General features: G+C 66.6%; 20 protein-coding genes. 14 read left to right on the top strand and 6 right to left on the bottom strand.

What is annotated here, in order from left to right:
- The 7 genes from ACIQ1T_RS16770 to ACIQ1T_RS16740 form a co-directional block, all read left to right on the top strand.
- Nucleotides 1-1,143 (top strand): methyl-accepting chemotaxis protein (locus ACIQ1T_RS16770; protein ID WP_395945697.1); only part of this gene is annotated, 1,143 nt, incomplete at its 5' end.
- A 602-nt stretch (nt 1,144-1,745) separates the two neighbouring features.
- Nucleotides 1,746-2,282 (top strand): RNA polymerase sigma factor, encoded by a 537-nt coding sequence (locus ACIQ1T_RS16765; RefSeq protein WP_395945696.1) that lies wholly within the window; start codon nt 1,746-1,748, stop codon nt 2,280-2,282.
- Between the two features lie 41 nt (nt 2,283-2,323).
- A complete protein-coding gene (locus ACIQ1T_RS16760; protein ID WP_395945695.1) occupies nt 2,324-3,259 on the top strand; it encodes a FecR family protein in 936 nt (311 codons plus the stop codon).
- A gap of 89 nt (nt 3,260-3,348) precedes the next feature.
- Nucleotides 3,349-5,754: a TonB-dependent siderophore receptor gene (locus tag ACIQ1T_RS16755; protein ID WP_395945694.1), complete on the top strand. Its 2,406-nt coding sequence runs from the start codon at nt 3,349-3,351 to the stop codon at nt 5,752-5,754.
- Between the two features lie 2 nt (nt 5,755-5,756).
- Nucleotides 5,757-6,977: a PepSY-associated TM helix domain-containing protein gene (locus ACIQ1T_RS16750; RefSeq protein ID WP_395945693.1), complete on the top strand. Its 1,221-nt coding sequence runs from the start codon at nt 5,757-5,759 to the stop codon at nt 6,975-6,977.
- 194 nt (nt 6,978-7,171) lie between these two features.
- Nucleotides 7,172-7,375, top strand: coding sequence for a hypothetical protein (locus tag ACIQ1T_RS16745; RefSeq protein ID WP_395945692.1), 204 nt, complete (start codon nt 7,172-7,174; stop codon nt 7,373-7,375).
- 19 nt (nt 7,376-7,394) lie between these two features.
- Nucleotides 7,395-7,988, top strand: coding sequence for an SH3 domain-containing protein (locus tag ACIQ1T_RS16740; RefSeq protein WP_395945691.1), 594 nt, complete (start codon nt 7,395-7,397; stop codon nt 7,986-7,988).
- Nucleotides 7,989-8,535: 547 nt separating this feature from the next.
- Here ACIQ1T_RS16740 and ACIQ1T_RS16735 read toward each other — a convergent pair.
- From ACIQ1T_RS16735 to ACIQ1T_RS16725, 3 genes are all read right to left on the bottom strand, one after another.
- Nucleotides 8,536-10,116 carry a cellulase family glycosylhydrolase gene (locus tag ACIQ1T_RS16735; RefSeq protein ID WP_395945699.1) on the bottom strand — a complete coding sequence of 527 codons (1,581 nt, stop codon included), beginning with the start codon at nt 10,114-10,116 and terminating at the stop codon, nt 8,536-8,538.
- A 331-nt stretch (nt 10,117-10,447) separates the two neighbouring features.
- Nucleotides 10,448-11,041, bottom strand: a complete 594-nt coding sequence (locus ACIQ1T_RS16730) for an NAD(P)H-binding protein (protein ID WP_395945690.1) — start codon at nt 11,039-11,041, stop codon at nt 10,448-10,450.
- Between the two features lie 11 nt (nt 11,042-11,052).
- Nucleotides 11,053-12,042, bottom strand: coding sequence for an aldo/keto reductase (locus ACIQ1T_RS16725; RefSeq protein WP_395945689.1), 990 nt, complete (start codon nt 12,040-12,042; stop codon nt 11,053-11,055).
- Nucleotides 12,043-12,176: 134 nt separating this feature from the next.
- Between ACIQ1T_RS16725 and ACIQ1T_RS16720 the strand changes: the two genes are divergently transcribed.
- The 7 genes from ACIQ1T_RS16720 to ACIQ1T_RS16690 all read left to right on the top strand — a co-directional run bounded on the left by ACIQ1T_RS16720 (nt 12,177) and on the right by ACIQ1T_RS16690 (nt 21,362).
- On the top strand, nt 12,177-13,073 hold the full coding sequence (locus ACIQ1T_RS16720) for a LysR family transcriptional regulator (RefSeq protein WP_395945688.1): 897 nt from the start codon (nt 12,177-12,179) through the stop codon (nt 13,071-13,073).
- A gap of 150 nt (nt 13,074-13,223) precedes the next feature.
- Entirely contained in the window at nt 13,224-14,054 is an 831-nt protein-coding gene (locus ACIQ1T_RS16715) for an SDR family oxidoreductase (protein ID WP_395945687.1), read from the top strand.
- A 307-nt stretch (nt 14,055-14,361) separates the two neighbouring features.
- Nucleotides 14,362-15,612 carry a TetR/AcrR family transcriptional regulator gene (locus ACIQ1T_RS16710; protein ID WP_395945686.1) on the top strand — a complete coding sequence of 417 codons (1,251 nt, stop codon included), beginning with the start codon at nt 14,362-14,364 and terminating at the stop codon, nt 15,610-15,612.
- A gap of 276 nt (nt 15,613-15,888) precedes the next feature.
- The gene (locus ACIQ1T_RS16705; RefSeq protein ID WP_395945685.1) at nt 15,889-18,096 is read left to right on the top strand and encodes a TonB-dependent receptor; all 2,208 of its coding nucleotides are present in this window, start codon (nt 15,889-15,891) and stop codon (nt 18,094-18,096) included.
- Nucleotides 18,097-18,171: 75 nt separating this feature from the next.
- Complete coding sequence (locus ACIQ1T_RS16700) at nt 18,172-19,761, top strand: alkaline phosphatase D family protein (protein WP_395945684.1); 1,590 nt, start codon at nt 18,172-18,174, stop codon at nt 19,759-19,761.
- A 24-nt stretch (nt 19,762-19,785) separates the two neighbouring features.
- A complete protein-coding gene (locus ACIQ1T_RS16695; RefSeq protein WP_395945683.1) occupies nt 19,786-20,556 on the top strand; it encodes a phosphatase PAP2 family protein in 771 nt (256 codons plus the stop codon).
- Nucleotides 20,557-20,630: 74 nt separating this feature from the next.
- Nucleotides 20,631-21,362: an NRDE family protein gene (locus tag ACIQ1T_RS16690; protein ID WP_395945682.1), complete on the top strand. Its 732-nt coding sequence runs from the start codon at nt 20,631-20,633 to the stop codon at nt 21,360-21,362.
- 167 nt (nt 21,363-21,529) lie between these two features.
- On the opposite strand, the gene ACIQ1T_RS16685 is transcribed toward ACIQ1T_RS16690, so the two are convergent.
- The 3 genes from ACIQ1T_RS16685 to ACIQ1T_RS16675 form a co-directional block, all read right to left on the bottom strand.
- Nucleotides 21,530-24,781, bottom strand: a complete 3,252-nt coding sequence (locus ACIQ1T_RS16685; protein ID WP_395945681.1) for a TonB-dependent receptor — start codon at nt 24,779-24,781, stop codon at nt 21,530-21,532.
- A gap of 89 nt (nt 24,782-24,870) precedes the next feature.
- Nucleotides 24,871-25,815 carry a FecR family protein gene (locus tag ACIQ1T_RS16680; protein ID WP_395945680.1) on the bottom strand — a complete coding sequence of 315 codons (945 nt, stop codon included), beginning with the start codon at nt 25,813-25,815 and terminating at the stop codon, nt 24,871-24,873.
- Nucleotides 25,781-26,416 (bottom strand): RNA polymerase sigma factor, encoded by a 636-nt coding sequence (locus tag ACIQ1T_RS16675; protein WP_395945679.1) that lies wholly within the window; start codon nt 26,414-26,416, stop codon nt 25,781-25,783. Before ACIQ1T_RS16675 ends, ACIQ1T_RS16680 begins: the two co-directional genes overlap by 35 nt.
- Nucleotides 26,417-26,708 lie beyond the last annotated feature (292 nt).

Here is a 26,708-nt window from a genome sequence, read left to right as displayed (position 1 = left end):
GAGGCCGAGGCGGCGTCTCACCGCTCGATGAGCGAGAACGAGCGCCTGGCCAACGAGGCCGAGAAGGCGCGTGTCGCCGAAGAGGACCGGATCGCATTGACGGCGCTGGCCGGCGGCCTGTCGGCCATGTCGAACGGCGACCTGACGCATCGGTTCACCGCCGAAGTCGCGCCGCGCGCCGAACAGCTGAAGACCGACTTCAACACCGCCATCGCCCAGCTGCAGCAGGCCATGAGCGTGGTCCTGGGCAATGTGGCGGGCATCCGCTCGGGCGCCGGCGAGATTTCGCAGGCCGCCGACGACCTGTCGCGCCGCACCGAACAGCAGGCCGCCAGCCTGGAAGAGACCGCCGCCGCTCTGGACGAGATCACCGCCACGGTGAACAAGACCGCCGCCGGCGCCCGTCAGGCCTCGGACGTGGTCCAGTCGGCCAAGGGCGACGCCGAGACCTCGGGCGTCATCGTCCGCGACGCGGTCCAGGCCATGCAGGCCATCGAGGGCTCGTCGTCGCAGATCAACCAGATCATCGGCGTCATCGACGAGATCGCCTTCCAGACCAATCTGCTGGCCCTGAACGCCGGGGTCGAGGCCGCCCGGGCGGGCGAGGCCGGCCGCGGCTTCGCGGTGGTCGCCTCCGAAGTCCGGGCCCTGGCCCAGCGTTCGGCGGAGGCCGCCAAGGAGATCAAGACCCTGATCTCGGCCTCGACCACCCAGGTCGGCTCGGGCGTGAAACTGGTCGGTCAGACCGGCGAGGCCCTGCAGCGGATCGTGGACCGGGTCGCCGAGATCGACGGTCTGGTCAGCGAGATCGCGGCCTCGGCCCAGGAACAGGCCGTCGGCCTGGCCCAGGTCAACACCGCCGTGAACCAGATGGATCAGGTCACGCAACAGAATGCGGCCATGGTCGAACAGTCGACCGCCGCCAGCCACTCCCTGGCCCAGGAGGCCCAGGCGTTGCAGGAGTCGGTCGCCCAGTTCCGCGTGGGTCAGGTCACTGCGGGCGCTCCGGCCCGAGCTGCGGCTCCCCGCGAGGCGGCGCCGGTCAATCCAGTGCACCGGATGGTCCACGCCCTGAAGACCGCGGGGCGCAGCGGCGCCGCCCTGAAACCCCAGGCGGACAACCAGGGTTGGGCGGAATTCTAGTGGCGGGGCGGGGTGCGTCGTTCAGCGCAAAGCCTGATCGACCGCCACCCGCCAGGGCAAGTTTGAGTTCGCCTGTCTGACCCGCAGGCGCGCTCGCCTTTCGACTTCTGAAGCAAAGAAGAAGGGCCGGCATCTTGCCAGAAGCCTGAAAGAGGGCGCCCGAAATGGATCTACTGGGTCCTCTTCGCGCCGGAATCCTACCCTGACCTTGTTTGAGAAAATGGACGGGCCGGGGCGTCGGTCAATGTCGCCGCCCCCGCCCGTTTGAAAGAGGCTGAACCGTCTGCGCACGGCGCAGAACCTTGAAGCCGCGCTGTCTATGGCGGCGCCGTAGCGACGATAGGGGCTGGGCGCGCCACTCACGAGACGACGCAAATGATTGAGCCCGGCTTGAAACAGCAATGATCAGCAGCCTCGACCGTTGCGAGGCCGCAGTTCCCTGCCGGTGTGCTGCGACCTCCTCATCCCGAAGCGCGCGCTCGGCTCGCGACGGATGCGTGTCCTGCCGAAACTTTGAACGCGAACACGATTGATCGCGCGAGTCATTCTCATTATGCATCAGTCATGGAGGCTCTTCCCGTCGCCAGCCAATCCACAGACGCGTGCCCCCGACCCACGACACATCGACCCAGCTGTTTGAGAAGCATCGCGGCGCGTTGATCGACAGCGCCAGCGCCATCGTGGGCCGGTCGATGGCGGAGGACGTGGTGCATGAGGCGTGGCTCAAGGCGGCCGATGTCGTCCACGCCGCCCACAATCCCGCCGCTTATCTGTTCCGCGTGGTTCGCAATCTCGCCATCGATATCGTCCGCCGCTCAGGCCGCGAGGTCAGTGGCCTCGCTGGCGAGACCATTTTGCAAGCGGCCCTGGACGACAGGGCCGATCCGGAACAGCAGATCGCTGAACGAGACGACCTGCGCCTGGTCCTGCGGGCTCTGGACGACCTGCCGGTCACCACACGGCGCGCCTTTTCGCTGCATCGGTTTGACGGCCTGACCTATACTGAGATCGCCCGGACGCTGCACATCTCCCAAGGTCAGGCCCACAAACTGGTTCACGCGGCCCTGGCCCATTGCATCGCTCGACTGCTCGACACGACTGCTTCCGATCGTGAAGATTCGGTGCGGAATTTCGTCTGACCTTCGGGTCGGGCGACAGAACCCGCAGGGAGACGACGGGCATGAACCCATCCAACCAGGACAGGACGACCTTGATCGCCGAGGCCTCGGCCCTGCTGCTCGAACGCGACGAGGCGCGCGACAAGGCGCGGATGGCGGCGCGGATTGAGGCCTGGCGCGCCCGCAGCGCTGATCACGCCGAAATCTGGGAGAGCGCCGAACGCCTGTGGCGCGCAACGGGCGGCGAAGCTGTGCGCCCTGTCCGACGCACCTCCTTGCGCCGCCTTGTTCGTCGCACCGGCCTTCCTCTCGCCGGGGCGACGGCGGCAGCGTCCATCGTCGCTGGCTATGTTCTGATCGACGCTCGCGTGGAAGGCCGGGTCCGCACCGGCGTCGGCGAGACCCGTCAGGTCGCCCTGGCGGACGGCAGTCAGGTGACGCTGGACGCCGGAGCGGTCGTGATCCCGAACCCGGGGCCGAACCGGGGCGCGACCCTGAGCAAGGGACGCGCCTATTTCGCCGTCGCCCATGACCGAAGCCGGCCCTTCCATATCAAGGCCGATGCTGTGGACGTCGAGGTCACCGGCACAGGCTTCTCGGTGGGCAGGTCGGACGGCGTCGTAACCGTCGACCTCGCCGAAGGCTCGGTTGCGGTTCACACGGCGGGCCGCGCCGAAAGACTGTCCCCCGGCGAGCGACTGATCGTCGATCGATCCGGCGCGATCCGGCGCGAGGCCGTCTCGCCGGCTGTCGTCGGCGCCTGGCGTTTCGGCGAACTGGCGGTAGAGGACGCCACAGTCGATGAGGTGATCGCCGCTCTGCGACCCCACTTCCGAGGCGTGATCCTGGATCCGCCGCCGGCCCTGGCCCGGCAGCGGGTCACAGGGGTGTTCAGCCTGAAGGACCCGGTCGCCGCCCTGGACGGCGCCGTCTCTCCATTCGGCGCCCGTGTCGAACGCCTGTCGCCCTGGGTGCTGCGGACCGTCGTCGAAAAATAAAATCATCCCGGCGTGAAGATCGTCGCGTCTCGTTCGTCCTAGTCCCGACAGTGCAATTGCGAAGCTCTTGCATGCCATGGGATACAGAGATGATCATCAAAATCCGGGCGCTGTCCTGCGCCTCCTTGCTCGCGCTCGCCGCGCCGTCCGCCGCCCTGGCCCTGGAACCGATCCAGGCCGGTCAGACCCGGACCTTCGACATTCCGGCCCAAAGCCTGTCCGGCGCCCTGATGGCCTATGGCCGCCAGGCCGGCGTCCAGCTGGCGGCGCCCAGCGCCTTGGTCCGAGAGCGCCGCTCGGCGGCGGTGCGCGGCGCCCTGTCGCCCCGGGCCGCCCTGACGCAACTGCTCCAGGGCAGCGGCCTGACCTTCCGCTACAATGGCGCGACGGTGCAGATCGTCGCGCCAGCTTCTGCGCCCGCCGCGCCGTCAGCCACGACGCCCCACCCGGCCGTAGCGCCCCAGTTGGCCTCGACCCAGCCGGCATCGACCCAGCTTTCGGATATTCTTGTGATCGGCGCCGGCCCGAGCGCCGGCTATCGCGTCGATCAGTCGGCGACCGCCACGCGCACCAACACCCCTCTGCGAGACGTGCCCCAGTCGATACAGATCGTATCGCGTGAAGTGCTGGAGGACCAACAAGCCGTCCGCTTGACCGACGCCCTGACCAATGTCTCCGGCGTCCAGTTGAACGGCACGGGCGGAAACCGTGGCGAGACCTACAATATCCGCGGCTTCGTCACGCCGCGCTACGCCATCAATGGCTTCCAGCTGACCAGCGCCATGGACCGGCCCGAGGCCTTCTTCGACCTGGCCAATGTCCAGCAGGTCGAGGTGCTGAAGGGCCCCTCCTCCGTCATGTTCGGTCTCAGCGAGCCGGGCGGGGTCATCAACATCGTCACCCGCGCCCCGACCGCCGACTTCGCCGCCGACGTCGCCGTCCAGGTCGGCAGCTACGACTTCTATCGCACTGAGGGTTCGCTTTCCGGCGCGCTGAACGAATCGGGCAGCCTGACCGGGCGACTGACCGGCGCGGTGCAGAGCGACGCCGGCTTCCGCGACGGCGCCGCCATCAGCGAGCGCGGCTTCGCCGCCGCCGCCCTGCGCTGGCGCCCCGACGACCTGACCCAAGTCGACTTCACCCTGGATCACGTCGATCAGTCCCAGCCGTTCGACCGCGGCCTGATCGCCGACAACGACGGTCACGTCGTCGAGGCCGCCGACCATTATCTGGGCGAGGCCTGGTCGATCACCGAGGCCCGTAAGACCGTCGCCGGTCTGGTCGCCCAGCGCCAGGTCGCGCCCTGGCTGCAGCTTCGCGCCACCGGGCGCTATTCCGAGGCCCTGGTCCAGGACGACAACGCCGTCGACTTGCAGGGCGTCGAGGACGACAACCGCACGGTCCGCCGTCGCATCACAGATCGGAGAGAGGACTCCAACGACCTGAACCTGCGCGCCGACGCCCTGATCGACGTGACAACCGGTCCAGTCGAGCACCAGATCCTGGCCGGCGTCGAAAGCAGCAGGGCGCAGATGGACTTCCATTCGGGCCGCGCCAACATCGGTTCGATCGACATGCTCAACCCAGTCTATGGCGTGACGCCGATCCCGGTCACCACGACCAACAACAGCTACGTCTATGACGTCGAGATGATCAGCCTGTTCCTGCAGGATCAGGTCCGGTTGTCGTCTCGGTGGAAGGCCCTGTTCAGCCTGCGCCATGACGCGGTCGAGACGGAGGAGTACGACCGCCTCAACGACGAGAATACCCGCACGGACGACAGCGAACTGACCTTCCGCGCCGGTCTGATCTACCAGCCGACCGACTGGGCCTCGCTGTACGGCAGCTACACCGAGAGCTTCCAGCCGCAGTCGGGACAGACGATCGACGGCTCGCCCCTGACGCCCGAACGCGGCCAGCAGTTCGAGCTCGGCGCCAAGTTTGATCTTCTCGACGGCCGCCTTTCTCTGACCACCGCCGCTTTCGAAATCACCAAACAGGATGTAGCGACCGAAGATCCGACCGATCCGGACGTTTCCATCCTGACCGGCGAGCAGCGGGTCCGCGGCTTCGAGATCGACGTTTCGGGCGAGCTCGCCGAGGGTTGGCGTCTGATGGGCAATCTGTCCCTGCTGGACGCCGAGATCACGCGCGACAACGTCTTCGCCGTCGGCAATCGCCTCAACGGCGTGCCGGAATACAGCGGTCGCCTGTGGACCAGCCGTGACTTCGGCCCGGAGTTCCGCAACCTGACCCTCGGCGGCGGCGTCACTGTGGTCGGCGGTCGCCAGGTCGATCTGGATAACAGTTTCGAGGTCGACGGCTACGCAACACTGGACGCCACGGCGCAGTTCGACCTGACCGATCGGGTCGAGGTGTCGATCCATGCCCGCAACCTGACCGACGAATTCTACGTCGAGGGGGTCCAGGGCGACAACAACCTGTATCCAGGCTCGCCCCGCGCCTTCTCCATTCTGGTCCGGGCGCGCTTCTGATCGTGACGACGGGCCAGACTTCCACGACGGGACGACCGAAGAAGGCCCCGCCCAAGCGGTCGGCCTGGTGGACGGTGCATCACTGGGCGGGGTTGAAGCTCAGCCTGCTGATGACCTTTGTCATGGCCACCGGAACCCTGGCCACGGTGGCCCACGAACTGGACTGGCTGGTGCGGCCATCGATGCGCGTGCCCGTCCGCGATCAGGCCTACGCCTCCTGGGGCGACTGGGTCGAGGCGGCGCAAGCCAGACTGGGGCCGGGAGGTCGACTCGACGAATTCGATCGCCCCGGAATGAGAGGCTTCGCCGTCGACGTCCTGGCCGTCGACGGACGGGGCGAGGACTTTCGCATCCAGGTGGATCCCTGGACCGCACGGGTCACAGGGACCACCGGCTATTACACCATCCAGCGAGCGCTCCGCGAAACCCACCGGCATCTGATGCTGCCGACCGACGTCGGCCTGCCGTTCGTGACGGTGCTGTCGCTCCCGCTGCTGGCGATCTTCGTCACCTCCTTCTGGGTCTACAAGAAATGGTGGCGCGGCTTCCGCCGCCTGCCCAAGCCGATGACGGGACGACGCGGCGACCTGCGCCGTTTCTCGGGCGACCTGCACCGGCTGTTGGGCCTGTGGTCCCTGCCCTTCCTGTTGCTGATGGCGTTGACCGGTCTCTGGTATCTTATCGAATGGGGCGGAGGCGAGGCGCCGGAGATTGACGAGCCCACGCTTGCCGCCGCCGCGCCTCCGACCGGCGCCCAGGTCGACAGGATCATCGCCGAGACGCACCGCGCCTATCCGGCCCTGCACGTCACCGGCCTGCGTTTCCCCGAGGACGGCGGCGTGATCGTGGTGGGTCAGGCCGAGGCACTTCTGGTCCGCGACGACGCCAACGCCGTCTGGTGGGATCTGGCTGCCGGCGCGCCCGCCCAGGTCTCTCGGGCCCAGGACATGACCGCGCACCAACGCCTGTCCGAAGCCGCCGATCCTCTGCATTTCGGAACCTGGGGCGGACTGACCACAAAACTGATCTGGTTCGTCTTCGGAGCCGCCCTGTCCATTCTGTCTGCGACGGGGGCGATGATCTACGCAACACGACTGAAGCTGGCGGGATCAAGCCACGTCGGATTGCGCATTTGGCTGCTCGGGACCGGTTACCTAGGTCTTGCATCGGCTATTCTGGTCGCAATCGCCATTGCGCTTCTTAGCCGACGATTGATGACGTGAAACGACTCAACGTCTTCAACGGCGCCATCGGGCCGAAGAACCGCCAAGTATAACAGGCCTCGCCCGCCGCCGCCTTGGGTTATGAACATACGGCGGGAGCGTTGTCGCAGAAGCGCCAACTGCAGTCATTGGCGCATGGGCATCAAGCGGACATTCGAAAGCGGCCGCGCGGATCATCATAGCCAAAGTCGCTGTTGCCTCCGGTTACCCGCCAAGATGCGGTTAATCTGTTGTTTATTAAGAAGAAAGATCAGTATTCGGCCGATATGGACATTTTGCAGAGCAAGTACTTCGCCTTGTTCTGCGTCATAGCCCTCCGCCGCCAGACGATTCTTATGCTCGCGGCCTACCGGCCGTTTGAGGTGGCATCGACACCCGCCTTGGTTGCCGCTATCTGATCTCTCCAGGGGGAAACAGATGGCCGATCAAAAGGCTTCCGGCTGTTTGGGCTGGGTGATCTTGGGCGCCTTAGGCATCGCCGCGCTCAGCCAGTGCGGAAAGGAGGACGCCGCCACCCCGTCGCCGTCTACGCTGTTGAGCGCGCCCAGCGCTTCAGTTCCGGCCACATGGCGCTATGTGCAACCCGACACGCTCAATTGCCGCGCCGGGCCCACCGCGCAGAGCCTGTCGCTGCGATCTCTCAAGCGGGGTGAGAATGTCGGCGTGCTTCGCACTGATGGCGGCTGGTCGCAGATCAAGGGCGACGTCCTGTGCTGGGCCAAGTCGAGCTATCTGCAAGAGAGCCCCCCCGCGCCCAAGCCTGAACGGCCACGCCGAGAGGAGGAACCGCGACGCTCAAGCGGGCTTTCGACGGCGGCGATCAAACGTCAGATCATCCGCGCCTCGATCGACAACTATCCGGGTAACTGCCCCTGCCCTTACAATACGGCGCGCAACGGCAGCCGCTGCGGGGGACGCAGCGCCTATAATCGTGCCGGGGGTTATACCCCGCTCTGTTATGCGGGGGATGTGACGGCGGAGGATGTGGCTGCCTGGCGCGCGCGTCAGTGAGACGGCGTCGTTTTTTCGGCGACATATATAGTTACGCGCCTCAAGTTCGCCTCCCGGGCGCTGGCGCTATTGATCGATAGCCGACCCAGTTCGGCGCGCAAGAAGGCTGCTCGGCGGCAGGGGCAGACATCCGCCGCACACCGAGAACGCGACGTTCAGCGGAAGACCAGGGCCTAAGTTCCGGCTGATCGCCGAGTTTCGGGTCATCCTCCTGGCGAGCACTCGAACTGACCGATCCGTCCAGTCACGTCCGGCTTCCGCCCGGACAGCTTTGATCGACCCCTCCGGAGAGGCGACCAGGCGTAGCCTTGCCCGCCGATAGACGCGGCCCAGTCCGGGCACGACGTGTGCGGCGGCGCCGTCAGGATCCGCTCAGTCTCCCTCCAAACGCGCAAGCTCGATCTCCCGGGTCGCCGCCAACGGGGGGGCGTCTAGGTTATCGTTGAGGGTCACGAACGGGCCCGGCGACTGCACCTCCACCGAATGGATCAGGTCGCAGACGCCGCGCCGGACAGGGCGCCCTTGAAGAGGTTGCGTCGGATCAGGCTCATCGCGCGACCTGCGTCTGCGGTTCGATCTCCACCATCACCACGTCATGGACCCGCATCGGCACCTCCATCCGGCCGCGCCCATCAGCGCCGACCATCACGACATGGGGCTCCGGCTCATCCCGCGTCAGAGCCTGCAAATCGCTCAGTTGGGCGTCGGTCAGCGCCGCCGGCGCCCCCATCTCCAGATAGGCGGTATAGGCGTCGTTGGCCTTGAACCCGACGCGGCGGACGCTGGCGGCGTGAACACCGGGGCGCAGGCCTCGCACCTCGATCCGCAAGGGCGCAGCCGTCGCCGGCTCCCGCACCTGGCGGAAAAAGGGCCGGTTGCTGATCGGCTGATCCGGCAGTTCATAGCGCCAGGCCAGCACCTGCACCGTCTCCCCCTTCAATGTGGCGATGCTCTGATCGTCGCCGGTGGACAGTTCACGGTCGCCCAGGCTGTTCAGATATTTGTAGGCGAACCAGGTTGGCTTGCGCACGCTCTGGGGCGTCATCAGGCCGAACCCGCCATCGAACGGTCTGGTCTGCGGCCCGGGCTCCTCGAACAGGTCGCTGAAGGCCCAATAACTCATGCCCTGAACCAGGCCCTCGCTCTCGCGCAACTTGGTCAGAACATAGGCGGCGCCGAAATAGTCATCGTGGATCGGATCGCGCGGGTTGTAGCTGGTGCTCCACTCGGTGAAGAATAGCGGCAGGCCCGGCCGCGTTGACGCCTCGATCTCGGCCCGCACTTTGCGCACGTCGGACACGACGGCGTCGGGATTGCGCGACAGCTTGTTATCGCCCTCGCCCTTCTCGTCCAGGAAACCGCCCTCGACCCCGTAGGTGTGGGTGGTGACGAAGTCGACCGGCGCGCCGTGCTGATCTGCATAGGCCAGGAACTCGGGAACCCAGGCTGCGCCGGCCGTGGACGGACCGCCTACACGCAGCATCGGATCGACCGCCTTGATCGCCGCCGCCGTGCGGACATAGTAATCAAAATAGGCCGCCTGATCCGCCCGCTCCCAGAAGCCGTCCAGGTTTGGCTCGTTCCAGAACTCGAAATACCAGCTCTGCACCTCTGCGGCGCCGTAGCGGTCGATCAGATGACGCACGAAGGCGTCGATCAGCCCTGTCCATTTCTCGGGGTGCGGGTGGGAGGTGTTGCCCCTCCAGTAGAAGAGGGTCTGGTCCGAGGTCTTCATCGCGTCCGGCGTAAAGCCCAGCTCGACAAAAGGCTTGATCCCCATGGCCAAGAATCGGTCGTAGAGCTGGTCGATCTTGGTCCAGTCATAGACCGGGCGTCCGTCCACCTCGCGGTAGACGCCCATGTCGTCGTGGAAGATGTCGTGGAAGCGGATGTAGCGAAACCCCAACTCCTCGCGCGCCGCCTTCAACTGCGCCAAGGCGTCCTCGCGGATCGTCGTGCCCGGATAGTCGGCGCCGATAGAGAACTCGGCCATGCGGTCGCGGGGCCTGAAAGGCGCAGTGACGTCGATCACCAGCGCCCTTGTCGTCGGCCGGTCCTGGGCCTGGGCCTGGGCCTGGGCCTGGGAACCACCAGGCGGGCCGCCAAAGGCCAACGTCGCCGCCAACACAAAACCGCTCAGTCCCGCCGCTTGCATACCGTCCGCCCGTGATTATTTTTTTTATTGTTAAAGCTATCATTCATAGGCGACAAGCGCATCCCGGGCTATCACCCCCTTCGTGCGCGCCCATCGTCCAGACCATTTCGACCCCATCGCCGAAATCTTGGAGCGGCGGGGAGCGCCCCGCTAGGTCTGGCGGCGCTGACTCCATCCTGACGATTGAGGCGGCCAAGCTCGTCGGTGGTCGCCTTCGCGCCAAGCGCCGACATTCCCCCGCGCCGCAAACCGGTCATTCGCCGGCTGCAGCCAAGAGGGTTGGCCTGATTCACCCGGGAGCGTCTCATTCCGCGTGGACTCCAAGGCTTTGCCGGACGCCTTCACCCGGCGATGTCGCCAGTCTGACGACGAGGTCGGCGACGCTCTTGCGGGACACAGTCGCGCTCGCGTTCTTGAACGGCTCGCCCTTCACCGTAGTGGCATAGGCGATCTCGTCCCGGTCATTGAGCCAAGCGGGACGGATGATGGCGTAGTCGAGGTCGGACGCCTCGATCAGCGCCGTCGCCCTGCGATAGGGATCGAGGATCGCGCCGGTCCGCTCACCGGGGATCTCGTCATGCACCCCCATCGAGCTGATGAAGATCAGACGGCGGACGCCGGCCGCGGTCATGGCGGAAACAATGGCTCGCGCCTGCGCCTCCATCTGGCCGTCAAGATTGGCGTAGACGACGTCCTGTCCAGCGACTGCCGCCGTCAGGACCGTTGCGTCGAGCACGTCGCCTTCGACGAGGCGGACACGCGGCGTACTCGCCAGCTTGGACAGCCTCTCCGCCTTGCGCAGATAGAGGGTGAGGTCGGCATCAGTCCGATCCAGGAACAGGCGCGTGGCGACGCGCGCGATCTGGCCTGCGCCGCCGAGGATGAGGACCTTGGTCATACTCCCCGCGCCTACTTGTAGGACATCTTGAGCACGGCCTCGGGCAAGCGTTCCCCGCGCACCTCGATTTTCGAGGCGGCGGCCTCGATATCGGCCAGGTCGGCGGCCGTCAGGCGCAGGTTTGTGGCGCCGAGGTTCTCCTCGACACGGTCCAGACGACGTGTGCCGGGAATCGGCACGATCCAGGGCTTCTGCGCCAGCAGCCAGGCCAGGGCGATCTGGGCGGGGGTCGCGTCCTTGGACTCGGCGACCGACTCGAGCAGCGTCACCAGGGCGGTGTTGGCCTCAATCGCTTCCGGGGTGAACCGCGGCGACTGGGCCCGGAAGTCTGTGGCGTCGATCTTGGTCGCCTTGTCGATCTTGCCGGTCAGGAAGCCGGCGCCCAGCGGGCTCCACGGCACGAAGCCGATGCCCAGTTCCTCACACAGCGGCAGGATCTCGGGTTCCGGCTCCCGCGTCCACAGCGAATATTCGCTCTGGATGGCGGTGACGGGCTGAACGGCGTGCGCCCGGCGGATCGTCGAGGCGGCGGCTTCCGACAGGCCGAAGGCCTTCACCTTGCCCTCGGCGATCAGATCCCGAACCGTGCCGGCGACCTCTTCGATGGCGACGTCCGGGTCCACCCGATGCTGGTAGAGGATGTCGATCCGGTCTGTCCCAAGCCGGGTCAGCATGCCCTCCACGGCGCGCTTGATGTGGTCGGGGCGGCTGTTCAGGCCTGGCTGGCGCACCCCGGTCTCGGGATCAATGTTGAACCCGAACTTGGAGGCGATGACCACCTCGTTCCGGATCGGCGCGAGCGCCAGACCGACCAGCACCTCGTTGGTGAAAGGCCCATAGGCCTCCGCCGTATCGAACAGGGTGACGCCCCTGGCGTGGGCGCCACGGATGACGCGGACAGCCTCAGTCGTGTCGGGCGCCTCGCCATAGGTAGAGGCGAAACTCATCGTGCCGAAGCCGATCTCCGAGACGTCGAGGGCGCCGAGTGTGCGGGTCTTCATGTCTGCTCCTGAATGCGGCGGCCAGGGCGCGAGCGACGGCTCGCCTGATCCCCTGATGCGCCATCGAGATAGCGCGTCGCCATCCGGTGGATTAGACGTCATGGTCGCCATGAACCTATATCCGGAACTTATGGATGCGGCGTGAGGAACTCGGCGACCTGTCCGCCTTTCTGGCAGTGGCGGAGGAGCGCAGCTTCACCCGCGCGGCGGCGCGCCTGGGCACCTCCCAGTCTGCGCTGAGCCAGACCGTGCGCAAACTCGAGACCCGTCTTGGCGTTCGCCTGCTGACCCGGACGACGCGCAGCGTCTCCCTGACCGATCCCGGCGAGCGGTTGATGCGCACCTTGCGGCCCGCGTTCGACGAAATCGACAGCGAACTGTCCGCCATCAGCGACCTTCGCGAGAAGCCCGCCGGGACGATCCGCATCACCTCCGGTCAGCACGCGGCGGAGCATGTGCTGTGGCCCGCCATCCGCCGGGTGATGGCGGCCTATCCCGACATCGGCGTCGAACTGTCCATCGACGGGACGCTCACGGATATCGTCGCCGATCGTTTCGACGCGGGCGTTCGGTTGGGGGAGCAGGTCGACAAGGACATGATCGCCGTTCGGATCGGCCCCGACATGCGAATGGCCGTGGTTGGCTCTCCCGCCTATTTCTCGCAGCATCCCCGCCCGGAGACACCCCACGATCTGACCGGGCACGACTGCATCAATCTGCGCATGCCGACCCTGGGCGGGCTCTATGCCTGGGAGTTCGGTAAGGACGGCCGTGAACTGAACGTCCGCGTCGAGGGTCGAACGACCTTCAACAACATGGCCGTAGTGGTTCAGGCGGCGCTCGACGGCGTCGGCCTGGCCTGCGTGCTGGAGGAAGAGGTGCTGGCCCCGGTCAAGGCCGGCAAGCTGGTCCGCGTGCTGGAGGACTGGTCTCCGCCGTTTGCGGGCTATCACCTCTACTACCCCAGCCGCCGTCAGCTTTCGCCGGCCTTCGCCCTGATCGTCGACGCCCTGCGCTACCGACCACGCTGACCTGCAAGACCGCCATTCAGTCTTTCAACTTATCACGTCATGCCGATCTAGCCGGATAATCACCCAATCACTCCTGCCGTAAAGCGCTCTCAGATTTGGGGCGCGCTTCTGCGCCTCGCCGGAACGGCCAGCGGCCGGGGAGATTGTCGGATGGCTGATGTTGTTGTGGTGATCGGCGCGGGCGGCATCGGCCAGGCGATCGCGCGCCGGCAAGGTTTCGGCAAGACGATCCTGCTGGCCGACTTCAAAGACGAGACGCTGCAAGGGGCCGCGACGGCCCTGGCGGACGCCAGCTACAGCGTCGAGACCCAGATCGTCGACGTCTCCTCGCGCGCCTCCGTCGGGGCGCTGGCGGACAAGGCTGCTGCGCTCGGTCGCGTGATGCAGGTCATCAACACCGCCGGCCTGTCGCCCAACATGGCCTCGCCCGAGCGGGTCATGGAGGTCGATCTCTACGGCTCGGCCGTGGTGTTCGAGGAATTCGAGCGCGTGATCGCCGAGGGCGGCGCCGGCCTGATCATTTCCAGCATGGCCGGGCATATGCTGCCCGCCCTGACGCCTGAAGAGGACCACGCCCTCGCCTACTCCCCGGCCGACGATCTGCTCGCCCTTCCGTTCCTGACGGCGGACGCCGTGCCCAACTCGATGATCGCCTATATGATGGCTAAGCGCGCCAACAACCTGCGGGTCCAGGCGGCCGCCGTCACCTGGGGCGCCAGAGGCGCGCGGGTGAACGCGATCAGCCCCGGGATTGTATCGACGCCTCTGGCTCAGCACGAACTGAACTCGCCGATCGGCGACGGCTACCGCGCCATGATCGCCGCATCACCCGCCAACCGCATGGCGCCGCCTGAAGAAATCGCCGTCGCCGCCGGCTTCCTGCTCGGTCCCGACGCCGGCTTCATCACCGGCAGCGACCTGCTGATCGATGGCGGCGTGGTCGCCGCCATGCGCGCGGGCAAGCTCCCGACCCCTGAGTGAACTGCGGCGTCGGCTGAGGTGGACATCGGCCACCACGCCAACGCGGAATGAGATTTCTCGGTCGCAGCCCAATTCGTCCGCCGTAGGAAGATCACAGATCAAGGCCGATAGCCGCTTCAGGCGGCGGCGCGACCGGAGCCGACATTCGAAACCGTCGCCTCGGATCAGAGTCGTCCATGCACGCCAATGTCGTCGGCGCGCCAGCAACGGGCATTGGCATGTTTTCGCAAAGATGGCATTTGGGTCCCTCGCCCAATCACCGCATTCGCTCCCTCGACAGTTGTCGCTTTGGGCCGCATCTAGACCCATGCCCCAAGCCCACGCGACAAGCCGTATCGCCGACGCTCAACAGATCGTGGACGCGGCGATCGCCCATGCCGCGTCGAGCGGGTTGCACAGCCTGACCATGCGCGATCTGGCCCAAGCGGTCGGCAAGAGCACGACCGTCATCGTCAATCTGTTTGGCGCCAAGTCCGGACTGATCCAGTCCGTGGGCGAAGAGGCCTTGCGGCTGGACGCGGAGTTCCATGCCGAGTTTTTCCAATCGGTCTCAGGCCTGCCCATTGGCCGGGATAGCCTTCTGGCGCTGGTTCGGCACTATCTGCGTCGGCGCGCTTCCGACGAGGCCGGCTTCGCGCGGATATGGGAAGCCCTTTTGGTCGAAGGCGAAAACTCCGCAGAACGCCAGGACCTGATCCGACGATGGGACGCCATGCGCAAGGCGGCCTGGCGCGATCATCTTTCCGCCGATCCCCGGCTGGCCGCCTTTTCCCCCGTCCTGGTCGACTTTACGACGATCGAGCAATTTTACGCGGGGGCGCTTCAGGCGCGAGTGGATTATGAGGTCATCGCAAACGAGGGGCTGGGCGGATTGATCAACCGCGCGTTCGACCAGGCTGACGGACCGGCGACAGCGACCTTCTGGTATCGTGAGAACCTGACCCTGCCCCAGGCGCCGGCCGCCGGACTCGAGCCGGACTCAATGCAGGTCAAGCTGCTGGACATAGCTGCGGATCAGATTCTGGCGCGCGGCGTGACCGCTCTGACCAACCGCTCGGTCAGCGCCGTCGCCGGCACCTCCACCTCGACCATCGCCTATCACTGGCCGGATATGCGGCGTTTCGTGCTCGACGCCGTCTGGCACAGCGTGTTTCGCGACATGCCCCGCTACCTGGCCGGGCAGCGTCCTGCGGGAGATCCGGCCGCCGCCGACCTGGACAGCTGGGCGCGGATCATGGCGCCGACCGTCTCGACTCAGCCAGAAGCCGAAGGCTTCTACGTCCGATATGTCAGGCTGATCGCCAGCGCCTGTATGGAGGCCCGGCGCGATCCATCGCTGCGGGATCTGGTCATGCTGCTGCGCGGTCCCGAGGGCGGCGGCACCTATTACAACAGCGCGGGGGTCTGGCCCGCCGACTTCGACCTGAGCCGGCTGGCGGCGACCCGGTTCGCCCTCTGGATCAAGGCCGCCGCCCTGACGGCCTGTGCGACCGGAACCATGCTCTCGCCGATGGATCTTCAAACCGCCGCACGCCAGCTGGTTGCGCGCCACACCTGACAGAACGCGCGTTATCCGCAAGCATGCGAACGCCCGCCCAAGACTGACAGAAACACTTCAGACAAGCGTCACAAAAGCATAGCTCGCCCGACCTATTGCCGAACCGTTGTCGAACAGTTGTTTTTCCGGCGCGACGAAGGCGGTTTTGCCCGTCCTCCCCACTGCGTGAGACGCCTCGACCAACGGCCGGAGGGAACGGCTGTTCGACAACGTCCCGAAACGCATCGGCGTGCGAGGGAGGGGGTGTCCCCGCGCGTCGCCCGATGGATGATCGACATGCAACGTCTTCTGCTCGGCGCGTCCAGCGCCGTCCTCGCCCTGGCGGCCCTGCCCGCTGCGGCCCAAACCGCTTCCGAAGCCCATACCGCGACGGTCCAGGACATCGTCGTCACCGCCCAGCGCCGTGAACAGTCCAGCCAGGACGTCGGCGTCGCCCTGTCCGTGATCGGCGGCCAGGACCTGGACGAGAAGGGCGTCAACGTCATCAACGACATCGAGAATGTCGTGCCGAACCTGGAGGTCGACAGCCAGTTCGGCAGCGGTCAGCCCGCCTTCCGCATCCGCGGCATCGGCACGCGCGAATATTCGTCGAACAACGCCTCAACCGTCGGCGTCTATGTCGACGAGGTCGCCCACCCCTATACGGTGACCACCCAGGGCGCGATGTTCGACATCGCCCGACTGGAGGTTCTGCGCGGACCTCAGGGCACCCTGTACGGGCGCAACACCACGGGCGGCGCGGTCAACATCATCACCAACGCCCCGACCGCCGATTTGCGCGCCGGGGTCACCGCCGAATACGGCTCCTACGACCGCTACAAGGTCGAGGGCTATGTCTCGGGCCAGATTGTCGAAGGGCTGCGGGGTCGCCTCGCCGCCGTCACCGAACAGGGCGGCGCCTGGCAGTATCACCGCACGACCGGCGAGAAGCTGGGCGATCGCGACAAGACCGCCGTGCGCGGCCGCCTGACCTGGGACGCCGCCCAGGACGTGACCGTCGACCTGTCCGCCACCTATTCGCTCGACAAGTCGGACGGCCTGGGCTTCCGGCTGCGCAGCGCCTATCCGGTGTTCGACGGCAGCGTCACCTATCCGGCCGACACCGCCCGCCGCATCACCGGCTGGCGGATTTCCGAAGCCCTGGCCGGAGTGTCCGGCCGCAGCCTGGACGCCAAGCCCGGCCGCGACAACGACGGCCTGGACCTGAGCGCCCGCGTCCGCGCCGACCTGGGCTGGGCCACCCTGAACACCATCACCGCCTACCAGACCTTCAGCCGCTCGGAATACAACGACTGGGACGGCACGCCGGCGGCGGAATCGGACGTCTACTTCTACAATGACATCAAAGCCTTCTCGCAGGAGGCCCGGCTGTCGAACGAGGCGGGTCGCCTGAACTGGATGGTCGGAGCCCACTATGCCGACGAAAGCATCGACGGCGGTTTCTACACCGAGTTCCGCGGCGCCAACCGCAACCTGATCAACACCCCTTATGACCAGTCGGTCGAGGCCATCGGCGTCTTCACCCACAACAGCTTCGCCCTGACGGACCGTCTGAGCCTGATCGCCGGCCTGCGTTACGAAAACGAAGACCGCACCCTGACCACGACCGGCACGCGCCGGCTGAACGTCGCGGTCGGGCCGGAGACGACCTATGAGACCTCGCTGTCGGAATGGACCGGCCGCTTCGGCCTGGAATACGATCTGGCCGACAGCGCCCTGCTCTACGCCAGCGTGGCGCGCGGGGTGAAATCGGGCGGCTTCACCACCTACAACGGCCAGTCCCAGACCCCGTTCAAGCCGGAAGTCGTCATCGCCTATGAGACCGGCATCAAGTCGGACCTGTTCGACAACAGCCTGCGGGTCAACGGCGCCGTCTTCTTCTACGACTACGAGAACCAGCAGATTCAAGGGACCGAATACAGCCGCGAGACGGGCCAGCTGGGCAAGATCACCAATGTGCCCAAGTCGGAAATCTACGGCGGCGAGATCGAGCTGACCTGGACGCCCATCTCCGGCCTGACGATCAGCCAGAACTTCGGCTACAAGGAGGGCGAATACAGCGAATATTTCGCTATCGACGCCGCCGCCACCAACGCCGCCAATCCGGTCGACGGCCCCTGGGACGTCATCATCTCGAACGACCGTTCGGGCGAACCGCTGCAGTTCCCGAAGTTCAACTACGGCGGCTCCATCGCCTATGATTGGTCAATGGGCGGCTTCGCCTGGCGCGCCGAGACCAACTACAACCAGCGTGACGGCATCTACAACGCCGCCTCGGCCTCGGTCCTGCCAGGCTACTGGCTGTGGAACGCCAACTTCAGCATGGGGCCGGAAGACGCCAACTGGCGCGTCGGCCTGTGGGCGCGCAATCTCTTCAACACTGAATACGAGGAGACCCGCAACAACTTCAACGGCGGCGCTCGCCCGACCAGTTCGCCGAACGAAGGCCGCACGATCGGCGCGCGCTTGACGATGGACTTCTAAGAGAAGCCCCCCCGGCGGGCCGGTTCCTCCGACCCGCCGGTTTCTTCCTGTTGTTTCGCTTCCCGGACGCCGCCGATGACCCTGTTGAAACCCTCGACGCCGATGAGCCGCCGCGCCCTGATCGGCGGTCTGGTCGCCGCCCCGGCGGTGCTGAACTTCGGCCGCGCCCACGCCCATACCGGGGCGGGCGGGGCCTATCTGTTTCCCCTCGGCGTCGCCAGCGGCGATCCCTGGCCCGATGGGTTCGTCCTGTGGACCCGCCTCGCCGCCGATCCGATCGCGCCCGACGGCCTGGGCGGCCTGAACGGTCCGGTTGAGGTCCGCTGGGAAGTCGCGGCCGACGAGCGCTTCTCCCGCATCGCCGCCGCCGGACGCGTCGCCGCCGACGCCTCGAGCGCCCACGCCGTCCATGTCGAGGTCCAGGGCCTGAACCCTGGCCGTCCCTATTGGTATCGTTTCACCGCCGCCGGGCAGCAGAGCCCGGTCGGCCTGGCCCGCACCGCGCCTGCCGCCAATGCCGAAGTCGATCGGCTGAAACTGGCCGTCGCCTCCTGCTCGAACTGGGAGGTCGGCTATTTCAGCGCCTATGGCCATATGGCCGACGAGGCGCCGGATCTGACCCTGTTCCTGGGCGACTACATCTACGAATACAGCCGTACCGGCGAGCGGGCGGCGACCAATGTGCGGAACTACGGTTTCGAGGAGGCCACCACCCTGGCCGGTTACCGCAACCGCTACGCCCTGCACCGCACCGACGCCGACCTGCAGCGCCTGCACGCCGCCGCCCCCTGCCTGGTCACCTGGGACGACCACGAGGTGCTGAACAACTACTCCGGCGTCTGGCCCGACCGGCAGGGCAAGCCGATCGACTTCGTGCAGCGTCGCGCCGCCGGCTATCAGGCCTTCTACGAGGCCATGCCGATCCGTCGCACCCGCGTCGACGCCCGGCTGCAGATGCCGATCCACAAGCGCATCCGCTACGGCAAGCTGGCCGAGTTCTATATGCTGGACGGCCGCCAATATCGCTCGCGCGGCGCCTGCATCGATGAGGGCGGCGCCAAGGGCCAGATCGTCACCGACGCCCAGTGCGCGGACCGGCTGGATCCGTCACGGACCTTCCTGGGCTTCGAGCAGGAGCGCTGGCTGTACGACGGCCTGGCCCGTACCGAGGCGCAATGGAACATCCTGGGCCAGGATCTGGTCATGGCCGGACTGCGGTTCGAAAACCGGGGCGACGAGACCCGTTACTGGACCGACACCTGGGACGGCTTCCCCGCCGCGCGCGACCGGATGACCCAGGCCCTGCACAGGCTGAAGCCGCGCAATCCGGTGGTGCTGGCCGGCGACTACCACTCCTTCTGGACCAACGACGTCCTGCTGGACAGCGAAGACGAGACCTCGCCCGTCGTGGCGACCGAGTTCGTCGGCACCTCCATCACCTCGGGCGGCCCGCCCTACGAGGGGCTGATGTCGGCCATGCCCGCCAACCCCCACATTAAGTTCTTCGACAGCCGCGTGCGGGGCTATTTCACCATGGACATCACCCCTGACCGAATGACGACCCGCTATCAGGCCATCAGCGACGTGCGCGATCCGAAGGCGAGCCTGTCCACCCTGAACACCTGGGTCGTCGAGGACGGCCGTCCCGGCGCCCAGTTGGCCTAACACCACCCCAGTTCCAGAGTTTTCATGAGCATCTTCCCTCTCGGTCGCCGCCTGACGGCCGCCGCCCTGGCCTTCGCCCTCTTCGGCTGCGTCTCCGCCCCCGCTTCGACGCCGACCTTCTGGACAGGTTTCCGCGACCATCCACACGGGTATCTGGACAAGGCGCACGCGCCTAACGCCGCCGCCTTCCTGCCGCCCCCGCCGCCGGCCGGATCACTGCGCGAACAGGACGACATCGCCATCTATCGCGCCACCCGCGCCCTGAAGGGCGCATCGCGCTGGGACCAGGCCCGCACCGACAATGAGATCGAGACCCCGTCCGCCCCGCGCGTCTTCGACGAGGCGCTGGGCGTCGACTTCACCCCCGAGAAGATGCCGACCCTGACCCGCCTGCTGGGCCGGATGCTGGGCGACCTGGAAACCATCCAGACGCCGGCCAAGCGCGGTTTCACCCGCCCCCGCCCCTTCGTGGCCGAACCGGCCGAAACCTGCTTCCCGCCCGAGCCCTGGCTGGCGGCCAGCGGTTCCTATCCGTCCGGCCATTCGGCCCTGGGCTGGGCCTGGGCCCTGGTGCTGGCCGAGATGGCGCCGGACCGTGCGGACCAGATCCTGGCGCGTGGCCTGGCCTATGGCGACAGCCGGATGATCTGCGGCGTCCACTACGCCAGCGACGTCGAGGCCGGCCGGATCGTCGGCGCCGCCCTGGTGACGGCGCTGAAGGCCGATCCGACTTTCCAGGCCGACTTCGTCGTGGCGCGCCGGGAACTGGCCCAAGCCCGCGCGGTGACACGCTAGGCGGTCTTGCCGTCCCGGCCGAGCATCCCCAATTCGCGCGGCCGGCCTCTCCTTCAAGAAAAGCGACCGACCCAATGTGCGTTCTGGCCCTGGCCTGGCGAGCCCATCCCCGTTGGCGACTGGTGCTGGCCGCCAATCGCGACGAACTCCATACCCGGCCAGCCGCCGCTCTGGCGCGCTGGACCGAAGACCCGCAACTCCTGGCCGGGCGAGACCTGGCGTCCGGAGGGACCTGGCTTGGCGTGTCCGAGCGCGGGCGTCTGGCCGTCGTCACCAATCGGCACACCGGCGGCCCGGCCGATCCGGCGGCCCCCTCGCGCGGCCTGCTGCTGACCGACCTGCTGACCGATCCGCTCGGGTCCGGCCATCCGCCGCCCGATATCCTGTCGAACTATAATCCGTTCAATCTGATCACGATCGCTGAAGACCAAGCGGTCTTCTCCAGCAACCATCCTCAGGCCGAGGTTCGCGACCTGTCGCCCGGTCTCTACGGCCTGTCGAATGCGACGCTGGACACGCCCTGGACCAAGACCGAGCGGCTGAAAACAGCCGTCGCCGCCTGGCTGCGCCAGGATGAAGCGGAGCCAGACACGCTGCTGGAGGTCTTGGCCGACGGTAGGGGCGTGCTCGACCCGCAAAATCCTGCCGCCGCCCCCCTATTCATCCGCAACCGGATATACGGCTCCCGTTGCAGCACGGTCATCGCCATCGACGCCCAGGGCGTCGGACTGATCGTCGAACGACGCTTTACTTCGGAAGCGGAACCGAACGGCGAAACTCGGATCGCATTCGACTGGCCTGGCTGACAGGCCTCAGCAAGACAGCCGCCCCTGCAGCGTCCTCAGAGCGCGCGGTGGGATTGGAGCGGAACGGATTTCAGGATCCGACGCTATTCGCCGCCAGCCACATCAGGCGTCAATACCGCCGGACGGAGATCATCCGTCCGGCGGTCCGGCGTGACCGTCTGTGGGGATCAGAAGGCGGCGGTCACGCCAAGGAAGAAGCCCATGCCCATGGCGTCATAGGTGGTGGGATAGGTATTGGCGCGCGGGTTGGCCACGATCGGCGGATCGCGATCCAGCAGGTTGTTCATCCCGCCGTACAGACGCATGCCGTTCGGCGTCTGATAGGCGAAGGACAGGTCGAAATAGGTCTGAGAGCCGATGCGGGGATTGACCAGATCAGCCATGGCCGGCGCCGCCGCTCCGCTGCGGACAGGCAGCAGATAGGTGTCCACCGTGACCGCGCCGATGTAGCGGGCGCGCAGGCTGAGATCGAGCGGACCGTCGCTCCAGGTCAGACGGGTCACGCCGCGCCATTTGGGGATCGGCTCGCCGCAGGTGTTGCCATAGGCGCCGGCGCATTCGTTGCGGATGTTCGGCATGGCGGCCACCGGCGTGGTGGTCAGGTCCTGCGTCCAGGTCCAGTTCGACGACAGGCTGAGACGGCTGGAACGACCCTGCCCCGGCAGACCGAACGGCAGGTCCAGACCGTAGCGGCCGGCCAGATCCACGCCCGAGGTTTCCAGCGCGCCGGTGTTGGCCATCAGCACCTGGGCCGAATAACCATTGCCGATCTCGCCGGTTGTGGGATTGCGGGTAACCGCGCGGCAGAACTCGCTGCCCAGATCCTGAACGACATTATAGCAGAGGTTCAGGGTGTTGTTCAGACCGCCGCCCAGGGCCGCGATGGCGCCGTCCAGGGTGATGTCGAAATAGTCGGCTGACAGGAACAGGTTCGGCACAGCGCTAGGCGTGAACACGGCGCCGAAAGTGTAGGTGTCCGACTGTTCGACCCCGACATCCGGATTGCCGCCATAGACGGCCGTGACCGTGTTGTTCGGCTGGACCACGTCGGTGAAGACGACATCGGCCGGAACCCCGCTGGCGACACACAGGGCGCGAACCGTTGCGGTGCGACCGGCGACGGGCTGCTGCGGGCCGCAGGGATCGACCGCCGCTTCGCCGCTCTGGCGCAGGCCGCCGAACAGTTCGCCGACGTTGGGCGCCCGCACCGCCCGCTGATACTGGCCGCGCAAGGCCAGATCGTCGTTCAGGCGCCACTCGGCGCCGCCCAAATAGGTCCAGACCCCGCCGACGCCTTCCAGGTCATAGTCCGAGTAACGGAAGGCTGCGTTCAGACCCAGGCGCTGGACCATCGGCAGATCGGCCAGGATCGGCAGTTTCACCTCGCCGAAGATTTCGCGCGCGGAAACCTCGCCCTGGGTCGGCAGGGTAGCGGGGAAGCCGACAGCATCGCCCGAGGCCAGAAAGTCGTCCGGGGTGTATTCAACCTCCGACCTGCGCCATTCCACGCCCAGCGAGAACGGAACCGTTCCGGCCGGCAGGTCGAACAGGTCGCCCTTCAGCACGGCCGAGGCGACATGCAGGCTGCTCTCGGTGCGGTTGGTGGCGTCGCCGATGATAGCGGCGACCGCCTCGTCCGACATGTTCTGACCGAAGATGTTGATCAGCGGCGCCTGACCGTTCTGCGAGCGCAGGCCCGCATTGAACCGGCTGCGGGAGATATTGCCGTGCTGGGTGTCGACCTGTTCGGTGCGCGCATAGCTGTAGTAGGCGTCATAGGACAGGTTGCGAAGGTACGAGGTGGATACGTCTCCCAGTTCCCCGCGCACGCCGCCCAGAACCCGCGCCACGTCGCGACGGCCGCGGTTGATCCGGGGACCGACCTCCTCCAGGCGGCGGGCGTAGGTCAGGCTGGCCAGACCATCGCCGGGCCGGTTCGTCGCTGTGGTCGCGGTCTCCTTCAGGTCCAGCTGGCGCAGGACCTCCTGCATGGCCGGGCTGAGGTACGGGTTGTTCACGTCGAACAGCGCCGTGCCGCCGATGCTGGCGGGCGCGATCTGGACGTCCACCTCGTTGCGGCTGAAGTGCAGTTCGGCGTAGGCGGTCGTGCGGTCGTTGACGGCGTAGTGGCCGAAGCCGTTCAGCATCCAGCGCTTCTGCGGCAGGATCAGATAGTTGGGCGGCTGAAGATTGTAATTGTCCTCAGGATTCAGCGCCGGCCGCGCGCTGGCCCCGGCGTCATCGAAGGTGAAACCGCGCGAACCCAGTCCACCCAGGCCCGCTGCGACAAGGGCGGCGTCCAGACCCGCGTTGGAGCCTGAGGAGCCGACCGTGGGCACGCCGGTGAAACGGCCGTTGGGAATATCGCCGCTGCCGCTGGCGACCAGGCCAGGCACGCCGCCGGCCTCGCGGCAGGTCTGATTGCCCGGAACAGTCACAGGCGTTCCGGCCCCACGCGGGTCATGGGTTTCCGGGGTCACGCAGCCGTTGACCAGCCATTGAGGCGCGAAGTCGCCCCGCATCGCCCGCGTCACCGCGCCGCGATCCAGATAGTTGGCGGCCAGGGTGATATTGCCCCGTCCGCCAGCGAAGTTCCGGCCGGCTGTCAGGTCCAGGTTATAGGTCGGGGTGGTCGTCGGGCTGTCGACATTGACCTGGGCGTTCAACTCCACGCCGTCGAAATCGTCGCGCATCACGAAGTTGATGACGCCGGTGATGGCGTCAGAACCATAGACCGCCGACGAACCGCCGGTGACGATCTCGGTCCGCCTGATCAGGGTCGAGGGGATGGTGTTCAGATCCGTGACCTGCTCCGCACCGGACAGGGTGAAACGACGGCCGTTGACCAGGACCAGGTTCCGCGTCGCGCCGAAGCCGCGCAGATTGGCGTCCGCCGCGCCTCCCGGCACCACATTGCCATAAGCCCCGCCGTTGGTGGACGGCACGAACTGCGGCGAGTCGTTGAACAACTCCTCGATGTTCAGCGCACCCGACTGGCGGATTTCCTCGGCGCTGACGACGGCGACCGGGGTGGCGGCGTCACGGGCGCTCTGCCCCAGGCGCGAACCTGTCACCACCACATCGCCGATGTCGGCCGTCTCGTTCGCCGCAGCCGGTCGAGCGGCGGCAAGGCTGACGATCGCGCCGTTGCGCGCCACGACCTGAAGACCCACGCCGTCGATCAGACGCGCCAGCGCCGCATCCACGCTCATCTCGCCCTTAACCGCGCGCGTCCGCTTGCCCGCCAGATCGGCGGCCGGAGCCACGATCTGCAGGCCGGCCTGACGTCCGAACGCCAGGACGCCGGTCGACGCCGACTGCTCGGGCACATCGAAGGACCGCACCTGGGCCTGGGCCGGTTGCCAGGCGCACGCCATCACCACGGCGATCGCCGTGCCGCACATCATCTTGAACTGCATTTTACACCCCTGCGGAGACCGACGATCGTCGGCTTCACGGACTAGATGCAGGACGCGGTCGCTTCCGCCCTTCCGGCCGAAAAGAAATCTCAGCCGGCGCGTTCGAGGTGGACCACATCCCCTTCGATCCGCGCCCGCACGCCCAGGCTGGCGGCGATGGCGGTCGCAAATCCCTTGGGGTCGGACGCGGAAAACAGCCCCGTCACAGGCTCGCGCGCCAAGGCCGGGTCGTCGATTTCAATCCGCACCGGGCCGTAGCGGCGGAAACTGTCCGCCACCCGCGCCAAGGGTTCGCTTTCAAACGCCAGCTGACCGACGCGCCAAGCCAGACCACGCTGTACGGCGTCGGGCGTCAGTCGCTCCACCAGCGGCGCCGAAGCATCGACTTGGGCCAGGCGCTCGCTGGCTTGCAGTAAGACGTCTTGGCCGTCGCGGGTCCGCACCTGCGCCCTGCCTCGCTCCACCAGGACCGAAGGGGCGACCCCGGCGATCACGCGAAGCCCGAAGGCCGCCGCCTCGGTCTGCACACGCAGCCCCTGCGCCAGAACCACGAAGGGTCGCGCCACGTCCGGCGTAATGTCGAAAAAGGCCTCGCCGGCGATCAGTTCGACCAGGCGTTCAGCCGGCGAAAAACGGGGGATGATCCGCGTATCGGCCCCCAGGGTCACGGACGAACCCTCTTCCAAAGAGACACGTCGAATTTCGCCGATCTCGCTGGCGACAACCTTCGGTCGCGTCGCGACCCACAGACCCGCCGACAGACTGGCTGCCAGGGCGCCCCCGCCCGCCAGAAGACCGCGCCGGGTCGTCAGAAGCCGCCTGGTGGACGCCTGCATTGGCGCGCTTTCCGTCAGGGCGGTCTCGGCGTGATGCATAAGCGCCCGAGCCCGCGCCAGGGCGCCGACACGACGATTGTCGCCGTCCAGCCAGTCTTCGAGTTCGACCTGCTCCGCCTGCGACAATCCACGATCCAGCCGCGCCGCCCAGTCGGACGCCGCCTCAGCTATAGCGTCGGCTGTCTCGCGTTGCGGCATTATTCAGTGAGCCTTCCTCGGTGGACGTCGAGACGGTTCGATCCGTCTCCTGATGAGTAGATGCAGCGCGCGGGTGTTTTCCGCCACGTCCGAATTTTTCCATCAGCAGCCGAATACCGCGTCCGATGTGTTTTTCCACTGTGTTCTCTGAAACGCCGATGCGCCGGGCGATGTCCCTTTGCGACAGGCCGTGTAGCCGGCGCAGTTCGAACGCCCGCCGCGTCTGGGGCGGCATGGCGGCGATGACCTCCATCACCTGTCGCAGATCTTCACGCCCGGCGACATGCTGAAAGGGCGACGGCGCCATGTCCGGCGTCTCCAACTCACCGATGTCGGCCACCGCGTGGATGGAGACGATCTTGGCGCGGCGAACCGACCGCAGAAGCAGTGAACGGGCCACCTGAAAGGCATAGGCCCGACCGTCGACGATATCCGTCACCGTCGACCGCATGGCCAGGACCGCATAGGTTTCCTGGATCAGGTCGTCGACCTCGGCCGATGCGGCGCCGCCAAAGCCCTTCAGCCACGCTCGCAGCGCCTCCTCATGCGGCAGCACCTCGGCCGCCAGCCAACGATTGCGATCTAGCGAGGGGGGCTGCATGGGCCGCCCATGCCACAGCCGCATGACACCCTGCCTCCGCGCTCGCGACAGGGATGCGACAAGGGCGAGACGGCGCGCCTGACTTCAAAGCCAGGATTCAAGCGCAAAGCGAACGTTCCAGAAGGCGGACATGAGTCACCCGCAGCCGTTGGCGGCAAGTCTGAGAAGCGCCAAAACCGGTCATCTCGGCTGCACCGACAATGCGACACGGGGCGATGGAATTTGGAGGTCTTGCAAGCAGACGACTGGCCGCATCCGACAGCCCGCCCCGTAGCTAGAAAAGTTCGGAACG

The sequence above is a fragment of the Brevundimonas sp. genome (assembly GCF_044336875.1).
GTDB lineage: Bacteria > Pseudomonadota > Alphaproteobacteria > Caulobacterales > Caulobacteraceae > Brevundimonas.
Note: the sequence above shows the minus strand (reverse complement) of the source record. Positions and strands in the feature narration are given on the sequence as shown.